Origin of the sequence: Clostridium tepidiprofundi DSM 19306 (assembly GCF_001594005.1) — a bacterium.
Classification (GTDB): Bacteria; Bacillota; Clostridia; order Clostridiales; family Clostridiaceae; genus Clostridium_AC; species Clostridium_AC tepidiprofundi.
On the sequence record NZ_LTBA01000003.1, the window covers coordinates 86,511 to 99,599 of the forward strand.

A 13,089-nucleotide genomic window follows, 5' to 3' on the forward strand; every position below is an offset into this window, starting at 1 on the left:
TTGCTATGCAATTTCTTCAATAAAGAAGATTGCCAGTTACAAGTCGGCTAGTGGCTAGTTAATGTTGAAATCGTTGTACGATTTCTTGAATGCAATATAAAAACATTTGGTTATTATAAGTATATAGTAATCAAGTTATAAATCTGCACTAGCAGTCTAGCCATCTAGCAAACTTGCTTTATCCTAGCACACTTATTTTTATCTCCTAGCACCTAGTACCTAATAAGATACTGGTTGTCAAGTCACAAATTTCTGCTGGAAACTAGCGATTAGCGACTGGAGATTAAACAGAAGTTACCAATAGCCAATCTCCAATCACCAATCACCAATCACCAAAGCATATTGTTACTTTGATGAAAACTAATACCTAGAACTTTGTTCTTAAATAGATACTAGTTTTCAAGTTACAAATTTGCACTAGCTCTCTAGCCACCTGGCAACCTAGCACACTTATTTTTATCTCCTAGCACCTAGTACCTAACTCCTAGTTCCTTCTTTTCCACTACTACCTAATTCCTAGTACACTTACTTAGGAAAGTCTACTCTCATCTTCAAAATATACCATTAATTCTTTTATATTATTAGCCCTCATATCTTGTTTCAACATAGGTATCTTTATTATTTTTTTGCCTTTAAATGTTTCATAAATTTCATCTATGTACTTCTTTTCTAGTTCTTTTTTATTAATCCAAAATTCATCTTTAATATCATCTGGCAAAATTCTATTTACTATTAGGCTATCTACTTTTATTTTATATTTATCAAGTATATTAACTGCCTTTTTTGTTTCTTCTATGGGAAGCTTTTCTGCATTCAAGACAAAAACAAAACTAAGTTTATCGTTATCAGTGATAATAGCTCTTGCTTTTTGCATATTATCATATCTCTTTTTAAGTATCTTTATAACAGCATCATTTTCTATTTCGTCTTTATTTTTTTTGCCTGCATTTTGTGCCATTTGCATTAACTCTAATGCTTTTTTTCTTTTTAAAATAAGTGAATTGAGCCATGCTCCCAATAGCTCTGGTAAAGACATCAATCTAACAGTATGCCCAGTTGGTGCAGTATCAAAAATGATTTTATCGTACTCTTCACTTTTATCTATTATTATTTCAATCATTTTATCAAAAAGTGCAGCTTCTTCTGTGCCAGGAGAAATCGCAGCAGCATCAATTTGCTTTTTGATTTCCTTGACTATAACGGGACTTACTACATTTTTTAAATTTGCCTTAACTCTGTTCATGTAATTTTTACATTCTATTTCAGAACTTATCTCCAATGCATCTAAATTCTCTCTTATATTTACTATTTTATACCCTATTTTTGTTTCAAAAATATCCGAAATCGAGTGTGCTGGATCCGTTGATACCAAAAGTGTTTTCATACCTTTATTGGCACAGCTCAAAGCAAATGAAGAAGAACATGTTGTTTTACCAACTCCACCTTTTCCTCCAAAAAATACTATTTTGTTCATAAATTCACCCCTAATTGAAAATTATTTTATGCATCCAAATCCCAATCGCCCCATTTTTCACCCCATATTGATTTTCTATCTAACATTCTTCTCTGCCAATATTCCAAATCATCAGCTATATATGGCAAAATTTCCAAGGCATAATACGATGTGGGGAGTGGAAGTCCTAGCATATCTGCAAAACATAGGAGTATAAAGTTATCCATTTGATCATGTGCTTCTTTTTCAAGAATTGCTCTTGACTTTCTATTAAAATCAGAAGCTCCCTCAAAAAACAACTTCAAATTTTCTAAAAATTCCTTTAATTTATCATTCAATATTTAATCCCCTTTCTAACACATGCTAATAATTCCCCACTTAATACGTGGGGAATTATTAATCCTTATTCAATGCTCGCCATAAACTCACCAAGTTTATTTTAAGCTTTAAAATTCTTATCCTCAGATACTTTGTTGTCACTTAATGCTTTAACTCCTGTTATCATTAATATAATTGCTAATACAAATAATACAACAGCAATAAGTATTATAGGCCAATTCTTACCAAAGTTACTCATCTTTCCAATTATCAACAATACCAATGCGAATAATGTTACTAAGAACATAAATACTGTTGGAATTGAAGCCATTCTGTATTCTTTTCCTTGTCTTTTCAAGAATACTGCAAGCGATAGCAATGCAAGTGCTGCTAACAACTGATTTGCTGAACCAAATACTGGCCATATTGTTCTCCAACCCTTGAAAGTTAACAATCCACCTAATACAACAGTTATGATAGTTGCAACATATTTGTTTGTCAATGGGTTAGAAGATACTTCATCTGCTGATTTTCTCTTATCAAACATTTCTTGGAATATAAATCTTCCAAGCCTCGTAGCCGTGTCTAATGAAGTTAAAGCAAATGCAGAAATAGCAAGTGCTACGAAACTCTTACCAGTTGCAAAAGGAAGTCCAAAACCTGTCATAAATTCTCCCAAACCATTTGAGAAAACATTAGTAGCACTACCCTTTAACAATTCAGCTAATTTATCCTGTCCAATGTATGCAGCCGTAATAATTGCTAATGTAGCAAGTACACCTTCTATAAGCATTGAACCATATCCAATAACCTTTACATCCTTTTCATTATCAAGCTGTTTTGATGTTGTACCTGAACCAACAAGTGAATGGAAACCAGAAATAGCACCACAAGCTACGGTTACAAATAATATTGGGAATAATAATTTGTAATTTCCAAGGTTAAATGATGTAACTGCTGGTAATTGGATTTTTGGATGTTTTATTAATACACCTAGCACACCACCAAGTAACATTGCATATAGTAAGAATGAATTCAAATAATCTCTTGGTTGAAGCAATATCCAAACTGGCGTTACTGATGCAACAGCAATATACGCCAATAATATGACAACCCAAGTATTATAAGACAAATGTAATGGGAACTCTAAACCTAACCAAATACAGAAGAACAACAATGCTACACCAATTACTGAACTAATTCCTAATCCAGCACCCCTTCTGTATACTAAGAACCCAAAAATAATTGCCAATAAAATGAATAACAATGATGAAGTTGCTGCTGAAGGTACTTTAACAAAAGTGGCAGCACAAATAGAAGTAAAAGCAGCTATTACAAGTAATAATGACAGCCATGCAAACCAAGAGAACAACTTCTTACCTGTATCTCCCATATTTACATGAATAACTTCTCCAATAGACTTACCATCGTGTCTTATAGATGCAAACAAAGCACCCATATCGTGAACACCACCGAAGAAAATGCTACCTATGATAATCCAAAGCATTACAGGTAACCATCCAAATACTGCTGCAGCTATTGGTCCTACAATTGGACCTGCACCCGCTATTGATGAGAAATGATGCCCAAGTAACACAGGAGCCTTTGCTGGCACATAATCTACTCCATCTGTTCTAGTATGTGCTGGAGTAGGTCTTTTAGGATCAATACCCCATTTTTTACACAACCATGAACCATAAGTAGAATACGCAACAATAAAAAATACAATTGCAACTAAAACAAGTACTAATGAATTCATATTATACCCCCTAGAATTTTTATTTTATAATTTATTTAAATAAATTATAATCCTCCCCACTTAAACACATAATTATAAATGAGCAAATTCCAATCCATTAAATATAAAATAACATTTTAGTATGACTCTCAAGTATCATCTGGTACAGTAAAACGGTAAAATTCAGTATTACAAATTGAGTTGTCAAGTCATCCGTTACTTATTGTAATGATTTTTGCTCATTTAAAGCACATAATATAACAAGCAAGCCAAAGTACCTCTGTATTCAATACGCCTCACTTAATTTCCATAATTCCACTTATAATTCTACCTACATCTTTACCCAATCTATTGGTAACGATAATTTTATAAGCTGGATTTACAAAAACAATTTTACCATTTACCCAACCCTTGAATCCAAATGAAAAACTTCTATAAAATTTAAATCTCTTAACTAACCTAATCACATCTTTATCAACAGTATGGTTGCTACAAATCACAAATGTTACTGCACTGGACATATGTTCTTCATCAATATGTACAATTTCATCAACATTTTTCTTTAAAAATTCCTTTACATCATTTAAGTAATCAATAGTTAATTTACCATTTAACTCTTTATAAAAAATATATTCATGATTTTTAAAAGCATATACTTCAGCTTTTTTTAGGAACATATACTTAGCACTTCTTTGATTAAAAGTAGCAGTCATATCAAAATCCATATCAAACACTTTTTGGTTGTATTCTATATCAAAATTCCCCTCAATTTTATTAACAAACTCATGTAAAAATTCATTATTATCCACTTTACGACCCCTTCTTAGCATTTAAAAAAATAACAAGTCAAAGCTACAAAACACACTACAATACTGACTAATTATTTTTTTAATATCCTTAATATAAAATCAGTTAAAACATAATCATTCTAAATTCACTGAATATTTCGTATATATGTTTAATTATACTATATTCTCATTAATAAGTCGATAAATCTATAAATTTTCCCCAAAAAACAGCAAGTATTTTTAAAATCATTTAATTTACAGTTTAATTATCTTAAAATAGAATCTCCCTCTGAAATACGAATATTTTGCTTTAACAAAGCAAGTCCACTTAAATGTGCCTAAAGTAAAGGCACTCTAATGCAAAATGTAACACCATCTTTTTCATTATAAGCCTCTATATTCCCTCCATGTTTTTCAACAATCTGCTTTACAATTGTTAATCCAAGCCCAAATTTTCCTTTATTACCTTTTTCAAATTGGTTGAATAAATCCCCTATTTTTTCTTCAGGAATATGTTCACCATCATTGTTAAATTTTATAAATACTGCATTATTTTCCGTCTTTAATATAATATCAATATACTCTTTTGCATATCTCATCTGATTATCCAGTATATTTTCTACAACAACTTTCCATTGATCTCTTTTACCTAATATTTTAATATCTTCTAGTTCAATGTTCCACTTAATATTAGTATTACTATATTTAAATCTTTCAACAACATTTTCAATAATATTTTTCATATTTACTTCTTCATTTGGTGTTTCATGCCTTGACATATATTCTAATTTTGTCAAATACAATAAATCTCTTATTCTTTTTTGAAGTCTTTCAGCTTCACTATCAATTACTTTCATAGTGTTTTCAAGATTTCCTTTTGGAAAAATTCCATCTTCAACTGACTGAGCATAACTTCTTATAACCATAACAGGTGTCTTAAGTTCGTGTGAAATATGTTGAAGCATATTTTGCTGCATTTCATCCCTTTTTACTAATTCTTTTCTCATTTCTTCAACTGAATCAGATAATCTTCCTATTTCATCTTCTCTATCAATAATTATAGGTTCATACCACTCCTTATCTGCTATTTTTTTAACATTTCTTTCTAAAATCTTCAATGGTTTTGTTAGATATTTAGCAATAATTAATGCTGCCGCTAATGAAATAAAAAATGCAATAAATATTATTATTATTAATTTAGAAAATAACGTTTTTATCAAATTTTTACTGTATGTATTCCACATATATGACAGAACAAATCCACTTTCACCATTATGATTATACTTAGTTATAATATAGAACATATCAGAACCATTTATTTTTTCAACGTATCTTTTAGATCTTTCACTTTGACTATTAATTTGTTTATCAATTTTCCTTAAAAACCCCTTAGCTTCCTGTGTGCTTTTTAGCAACTGTAAAAATTTCTTTCTTGATTCTTCTGAGTCAAATGGATATTTTATGTTTATAACTCTCCTAATATCTTGATGATATTGAATATTATTTATATTAATTCTTTTAAATTTATTTCTTTTCTTACCCAAAATATTTAATTGTATATACCCTCTCTGTGCTGCGTAAATTGTATTATATGATTCATCTGTAAAAAACTTTTTTATTGTCACAAACAACAATATTGATATAGCAATCAATATTATTAATACTATGGCAGTAAAAAATCCCCATATTTGAACAGCTAGAGATTTATTCTTCACATAATCACCATCCTATATCCAAATCCATATATAGTTTCAATATTAAGTTTAGGCATCTTTTTTCTGAGCCTTCTCACTAAATCATCTACTACTCTGTCATTCCCAAAATAGTCTTCTCCCCAAATTGAATCAAGTATATTTTCTCTTGAAAATGCTTTACCCTGATTATTGATAAACAGCACTAATAAATCAAATTCTTTTGATGTCAAATCAATTATATTATCATATAGCTTTACCATTCTTTTTTCTTCATCTATTTTATAAACTCCAAAACTTTTTAGACTATTATCAGGTATTTTATTAGAATTTTTATAAACCCTATTCAATAATTTCTTTGTTCTAATAACAAGTTCTCTTGGAAGAAACGGTTTAGATAAATAATCATCGCTTCCCATTTCAAGTCCTATAACTCTATCTAAATCTTCATCTCTAGCCGATATAAAAATTACAGGTATATTCTCACAGTCGTTTTTTATTTCCTTTATCAATTGGTAGCCATCTATATCAGGCAACATAATATCCAAGATCCACAAATCTGGTCTATTTTTTATGTTTTTTTGTGCATCAACTCCATTTAAAAATGATTTCACATTCCAACCTTCTTTTTCTAAATACGATTTTAAAATATTATTTAGATTTTCTTCATCTTCAACAAGATAAATATTATACATAAATCATCAATCCTTTCTACTACTAAGGCATTTGAAAGAAAATAACAAGTCAAATATACTGACTTATTATCTATTTGAATATATCTAATAAAATTATACAACAATTAATAAATTTAAGGCATATGAAAGTAAATAATATATCAAATATACTAAGTATACTAGCTTGTTATTTATTTAAATATACCTAAACATTAAATAAAACGCGGTTTCCCGCGTTTTATTTAAAAGTTTTGCAAATTTTCTATTCTAGTTTTAAACATATCATTCAATTTATGTGCATTTTCGTAAAAAGCATTTATCGAAGTCTTGATTGCATCTGCATCTTCTTTTTTTATTGCTTCTTTAAAACTCTTCCATTCTTTTCTCATTTGTTCTCTTATTGCTTTAGCTGATTCCCTGTAATTTTCACGTTCTTGTTTTAATCCTTGTTTCCTTTCACTTATGTTATCTTTAATTTCTTTTCTCTTTTCTTTCATTAACGCTTTAGCCTCTTCTTTTGTCATTTCTCCATTTTTTACTTTTTCAATAATTTCCTTTCTTTGCTCTAAACGTTTTTGAAAATTCTCAGCTCTTAGCTCATCTAGTTTAGTCCATCTTCCCTTTAATATATCATCCATTTTAGCCCTTAAATCCATTCTTTCATTATAAATTGCATTCCATTTATCAGAAATACCTGGTACATATTTTTCACCTTTTGAAATAACTTCGCTCATACTTTCATATCTAGTTTTCAACTTTTCTGTTCTCTTAGCTCTTTTCTCAATAAAATGCTGTCTTCTATCTTGTACTTTATTTTCCCACTTTTGTTTATTTACCTGCCATCTTTCAGTAATATTATTAATTTTATGTTCTTGTTTTGCATCCCATTTCTGCATAATTTTTGTCTGTTTGTTGCTTGTAACAGCTCCTGTACTTGGTTCATCTGCTAATACTACATTTGGCAACATCAAAGTTGCTGCTAAAACTGATGGTATTACTACTTTCTTCAAATCTAACATATTCATCTCTCCTTTTCATTTCTTATTCCCTCTTATTTGTAACTTAAGTATAATAAATAATTTTGGAATAATTATAATGAAATTGTGTGAAATTATGTGAAAAGTTTTATAAGTACTACCATTCAACTTCTTCTGCAGAAATTTTATCAATATTTTTGCAAATAGAAGTTATCTCTCCACTTCTAAGTTTAATTATTTTATCAGACATTTTACTAATTGCAATATTATGAGTAACTATAATAATAGTTGCATCGTATTCACTGTTGATTTTTTCTATAAGTTTTAACAATTCCTTTGATGTAACATAATCCAACGCTCCAGTTGGTTCATCACATAAAAGTATATCAGGATTTTTGGCAACAGCTCTAGCAATAGATACCCTCTGTTGTTCTCCTCCACTTAATTCAGAAGGAAATTTGTCCTTATTGTCATACATACCAACCGATTCTAAAACCTTCCCGATATCCAAAGGATTTTCACTAATATTAGTAGCAACTTCTACATTTTCCCACACTGTTAAATTAGGAATAAGATTATAGAATTGAAAAACAAATCCAACCTTATCTCTTCTATACTTAGTAAGTTTATCGTCTTTAAGTGATGATATTTCCAAATCTCCAATAATGATTTTTCCTTCATCAACTTTATCTATACCTCCAATAGCATTCAGAAGTGTAGATTTACCTGAACCTGACGGACCTAAAATCGTAACTATTTCCCCTTTATCTATATCTAAACTTACATTTTTTAGTGCCCAAAAATCACGTCCTGCCATATTATATTTTTTACTTACATTTTCCACTTTGATTTTCATAAATTTTCCCCCTATTCATTTCTGTTTTTGAGGCTTTCACTCATTGATATTCCTATTACTTTTCTTCTGTTTGCTATTATTGATACTTCATACGCTACTAATATAAATACACTTCCTAAAAAAATATTAATATTATTTAATTTTGTTGGAATAGTATAATTCATTTCTTTAGTCATTATTTCAAAAAATTTACCCAATAGTACATAAAGTAACGGAATTGAAATTATATATCCTAAAATCACCAATACAGTGTTGCTTTTTAATATTAAACTGTAAATTTGCTTATCTTTGTATCCTAATACTTTAAGCATAGATATGTTTTGTTTGTTTTCCTCAATAATTAAAGATGTTACAATATAAATTACAATCAACCCTATAATAAATGAAACTAACGATATCACCCCAATCATTGATTTAAATGGTTTCATTAATGATTGATATCCATCTAAAATTTCATTTCTGGTACTAACATTTACTGATTCATTATCCTTTAAGTCAATCTTGTCTTTTGAGTACACTTCAATATAACTTCCTTTAGGATAACCATTAAGTGAATTAAATTTAATTAGTGGCATAAAAACAAATTCACCAATATAAGTTTCAGCAATGTTATCAATTTTAATTTTGAATTTCTTTGAATTTAATTTATTTTTGACCTCAATCGAATCTCCTATATTTATGTTTAATTTATCTGCTAATGGTCTTGTAATTATTACATTATCAAGATTTAGAAGATTTTTATTATTATCTCTAAGTTTTAGATATTTTGCATTCTTCTGAACACCATATATTATAAAAACATTATCATCGCTTTTAGGTGAAGTTACGGTACAAGGTGAAAAGGATATTTTGTCAGTTTTATTTAATTCTTTAAATTGAAATCCGTTAAATCTATAATCATATTGATAATTATATGTTTCAATATAGCTTTTATTAAGAGCATAATCCATTGAATCTTTCGTTGCAAAACCAATTAATAAAAGCATAGATGCAAAGGTAACTCCTAATATCATAAAAACACTTCTAGGTATATTCCTAACTACTTCTCTTATCCTAAATTTTGTAACAAAACTATATTTGTTTAATTTAATTTTTTTCTCCAATATATTTACTTTACTTTTGTTAACTCCGCCCTTCATAAGTTTTAATGGAGATAATTTCAATGCCCTATTAACAACTAGATATGTTGTAGGAATTAAAAAAACAAATGGAAGTATCAAGCTAATTACTAAATATCCAAAATAATATTTAACACTTAAAAGAGGTATATCATAAAAACTTGTTGTAAATTCCAAAAATGGTTTACAAAAAAGCATTCCCAATACAGTACCTATTAAACTCCCAACTATAGATATAATAAATGAATATCTCAAATAATGTCTTAATATTTCCTCTTTCCTATATCCAAGTGCATAAAGTGTTCCTATTTGAATGTATTCTTTTTTTATAAGTCTGCTAATTACAACCGATATCAAAATGCAAGTTAATAATATTATCGCACCTGGTAGATATTTTCCCATTGGATCTAATCCTTTAAGATCATTATCAACAAAACTTATTCTCATATTATCCTTTTTGTCAATCCATTTAATAACAAAATTATTTTTATTTAAGTAATCTAGCATACTTTTCTTATTATCTTCTAAAAATTTAATACTGTAGTATGAAGAATATTTATTAAATTGATTAAATGTATCATCTGAAACTATTCCAAAACCAAATGCTTTAGGATTCTTAAACATATCACCTTCTGATTTAACTGGGAAAACATAATCTGGCACAACAGCATAACCTACTACTTTTAATTTTTCTCCTTCTATTTCAATAGTACTATCAATACTCAGCTTATTGGCTTTTGCAAAATTAGGTTCGAGTAAAATTTCATTTTTATTTTTAAGCCCTTTTCCCTTTACCACTACATATTTGTCAATCTTATCTGTTTTCTTTAGAACTCTTAATTCAGTATTGCCATCTATTTTATAGTCAAATAATTTTCTTTCCTCCAATATAGCATTGTAATTATTTTCAATTTCAGAAATGTTACTTATAGGATTTTGTGTCACAAAGCTAGCATCTTCCAAAATATAATTTTTTCTAAACTCACTAAGATTATTTATGATATTATTCCCAGGTATGTTAAACACACTGAATAGCATGCAACTTATAATTATAAGCATAATAGAACCCAGATATTGAGACTTATTTTTGAACATAACCCTTTTCACTTTTCTATCAATAACCATTATACCTCAATCCTTTCTTTTGTTTCTATATTAATAATTATATCCCTGATTTCTTATCAAGTCGAATAATTCACAAAAATAGAGGCCACCTTAATTAGGCAGCCCCTATAATATTTAAAAGTTTATAACATTATCCTCTGCATGAACATGAACATGATGGGAAAAACGTCATAGAACAAACCTTGCATTTTGGTATAACTGTTAATCTATTGCAACTATCACATACCTTAATAGATTCTCCATCATCACAAACTAATCTACCGCTTACATTTACACAGTGGCATCCACATTCATATAACACTTTTACACAACATCCACAACCACAATTATCGTTGTAATAATTATTGTTACAATTCACCACTATTACCTCCTTTTTCTCACAGATATAATAATTTACTTATTATATCTGTATGTAGTCCATTTTTATTTCTCGCTTTAATTTCACTACTGTATTTTATAATATATTATATTATATTAAGTTTGTATATAAAGTGACCCTAAAAAATAAGCTCTAAAGACTTTATATTACCAAAACTTATTTTTTCATTCATAATGTCAATTGTTGTATCTGATAATATATCTTTATCTCCCAATATAAGTTGAATTATTCTAACATAATTTAAATTTTTAGCTATAATATCTGTCTGCTTTTCATTAAAAAAATACTCCCTACCATCTTTGAGCTTTAAATGTAACTTCATACTAATACTCCTGACTAACATTAATCTAGTTCATTATATTCAATATAATGTTTCAACGTTACTCAATAACTTTAATCAAAACGAATTTACTACTTGCTATTTCTTACCCACCATTACAATTTTTCTATCATTTTTAATGTAAAGTATTTTCTCTCAAAAAGTATTTCTAAATTTCTTTTTTAATTAAATATTATTAACTTACCATATAGAATATTGCTTTATATTACCTATTGCATTTCAATTCCTATTATATTTGAGAAAAAACAATGATATTATGCAAAATAATGTCTTTTTTTTTATTTTTGAATGGACTATATTTGACAATTTTTTCTTGCATTATATGGTATAATCTTCGTTAGATAAGCTTATCAAAGTCCGAAATCAATAATTTAAATAGTAAGCTGTAAATAAAACAGGTATAAATAAGTTAAAATCAAGTCTTATGTAAATTCATAATAGCAACTATTCTTAATAATATTTAAGAATAGTCTGCTATTTTTCTAGGAGGGAAACATGAATAAAAAACTTTTAATAGCATTTATAGCAATACTGACAATTAGCATTGGAATATATAAATATAATAAACATTGTATTTATATGGGAAATAAGTATTTTAAAGAAGCAAATTTTGGTCAAGCTAATACATACTACAATAAAATTTTTATAAAAAGAATGTTATCTGCAATTGATTGTTTAAATATTGGTGAAACAAAACAGCACCTAAATAAGTATAAAGAATCATTAATTTATTTTGAAATTGGTGAAAAAAGATTAAAACAAGACACTATAGATACATCAGATATTGAAGACATTGACTTAAATCTGTTTTTAAATGATACTGACTTAAAGTTGTATTTGTGTGAAAGAACATATTACGGTGAAATATATTCATACAACTATGTAAAAGAATATGAAAAAGAAATAATTAGTTATGAAAACTATTTGTCCCTTGCAAACAAATATATTTTAAACCAAGGTAAAATACCTGATTATTACTATATTTGCCTGCAAGTAGCATCTGATTATGGTAATACAGCCTATATATTACTTGGTAGATATGATGATGCCATCGAAAAAATTAATTGGTTATTAAAACATATTGAGCATTTTCAAGATGGATATGAAATAACATTAAAAAGTGACCTAGTAACTTGCTATGTTGATAAAAACAATTATAATAAAGCATTAGAAATAAATAATGAACTAATAAAAAAGTACCCAAATAATGTAGACTTATCTTTCCAAAAAGCGTACATATATGCTAATTGGAAAGATGTCGATTATGCACTTGAATATTTATATTCTGTTTACAAATTATTTCCTGAAAATGAGAGATTACAGAAAATTGTAAAAAGTTTTGATTTAGATAAAAAGAAATAAGTGAACTTCTCTCTTGTTGACATGATATATATTTTTGACGTATGTTATATATATACTTTAAATGAGCAAAAATCATTACAATAATTTACAAATGACTTTACGACTCAATTTGTAATATTGAATTTTAATGTTTTCCTGTACTAGGTGATGCTAGAGAATCGCACTAAAATGTTATTTTACATTTAATGAATTGGGATTTGCTCATTTATAGATATATATTATGTATATGAAAATTTTGTATTTCAAGTAATAGGCATTTTAAAAAAATAA

The 13,089-nt window shown here is 27.9% G+C and carries 12 protein-coding genes; 1 reads left to right on the top strand and 11 read right to left on the bottom strand.

Annotated features, from left to right (window positions below; genetic code table 11):
* Window positions 1-529: 529 nt before the first annotated feature.
* The 11 genes from CLTEP_RS03070 to CLTEP_RS03120 all read right to left on the bottom strand — a co-directional run bounded on the left by CLTEP_RS03070 (window position 530) and on the right by CLTEP_RS03120 (window position 11,439).
* Window positions 530-1,474: an ArsA family ATPase gene (locus CLTEP_RS03070; protein ID WP_066822441.1), complete on the bottom strand. Its 945-nt coding sequence runs from the start codon at window positions 1,472-1,474 to the stop codon at window positions 530-532.
* A gap of 26 nt (window positions 1,475-1,500) precedes the next feature.
* Window positions 1,501-1,791 (bottom strand): DUF7990 family protein, encoded by a 291-nt coding sequence (locus tag CLTEP_RS03075; RefSeq protein WP_066822444.1) that lies wholly within the window; start codon window positions 1,789-1,791, stop codon window positions 1,501-1,503.
* A 101-nt stretch (window positions 1,792-1,892) separates the two neighbouring features.
* Window positions 1,893-3,530 carry a carbon starvation CstA family protein gene (locus tag CLTEP_RS03080; protein WP_066822446.1) on the bottom strand — a complete coding sequence of 546 codons (1,638 nt, stop codon included), beginning with the start codon at window positions 3,528-3,530 and terminating at the stop codon, window positions 1,893-1,895.
* Between the two features lie 275 nt (window positions 3,531-3,805).
* Window positions 3,806-4,318, bottom strand: a complete 513-nt coding sequence (locus CLTEP_RS03085) for a DUF8052 family protein (RefSeq protein WP_066822449.1) — start codon at window positions 4,316-4,318, stop codon at window positions 3,806-3,808.
* Window positions 4,319-4,635: 317 nt separating this feature from the next.
* Complete coding sequence (locus CLTEP_RS03090) at window positions 4,636-6,012, bottom strand: sensor histidine kinase (protein ID WP_066822452.1); 1,377 nt, start codon at window positions 6,010-6,012, stop codon at window positions 4,636-4,638.
* A complete protein-coding gene (locus CLTEP_RS03095; RefSeq protein ID WP_066822457.1) occupies window positions 6,009-6,683 on the bottom strand; it encodes a response regulator transcription factor in 675 nt (224 codons plus the stop codon). Before CLTEP_RS03095 ends, CLTEP_RS03090 begins: the two co-directional genes overlap by 4 nt.
* Before the next feature lie 221 nt (window positions 6,684-6,904).
* Window positions 6,905-7,681 (bottom strand): hypothetical protein, encoded by a 777-nt coding sequence (locus tag CLTEP_RS03100; protein WP_066822460.1) that lies wholly within the window; start codon window positions 7,679-7,681, stop codon window positions 6,905-6,907.
* Window positions 7,682-7,796: 115 nt separating this feature from the next.
* Entirely contained in the window at window positions 7,797-8,495 is a 699-nt protein-coding gene (locus CLTEP_RS03105; protein ID WP_066822467.1) for an ABC transporter ATP-binding protein, read from the bottom strand.
* 11 nt (window positions 8,496-8,506) lie between these two features.
* Window positions 8,507-10,738: an ABC transporter permease gene (locus CLTEP_RS03110; RefSeq protein WP_066822470.1), complete on the bottom strand. Its 2,232-nt coding sequence runs from the start codon at window positions 10,736-10,738 to the stop codon at window positions 8,507-8,509.
* Window positions 10,739-10,868: 130 nt separating this feature from the next.
* Window positions 10,869-11,096 carry a hypothetical protein gene (locus CLTEP_RS03115; RefSeq protein WP_066822474.1) on the bottom strand — a complete coding sequence of 76 codons (228 nt, stop codon included), beginning with the start codon at window positions 11,094-11,096 and terminating at the stop codon, window positions 10,869-10,871.
* 139 nt (window positions 11,097-11,235) lie between these two features.
* Window positions 11,236-11,439, bottom strand: a complete 204-nt coding sequence (locus CLTEP_RS03120) for a hypothetical protein (protein ID WP_066822477.1) — start codon at window positions 11,437-11,439, stop codon at window positions 11,236-11,238.
* Between the two features lie 513 nt (window positions 11,440-11,952).
* Between CLTEP_RS03120 and CLTEP_RS03125 the strand changes: the two genes are divergently transcribed.
* On the top strand, window positions 11,953-12,819 hold the full coding sequence (locus tag CLTEP_RS03125; protein ID WP_066822480.1) for a tetratricopeptide repeat protein: 867 nt from the start codon (window positions 11,953-11,955) through the stop codon (window positions 12,817-12,819).
* Window positions 12,820-13,089 lie beyond the last annotated feature (270 nt).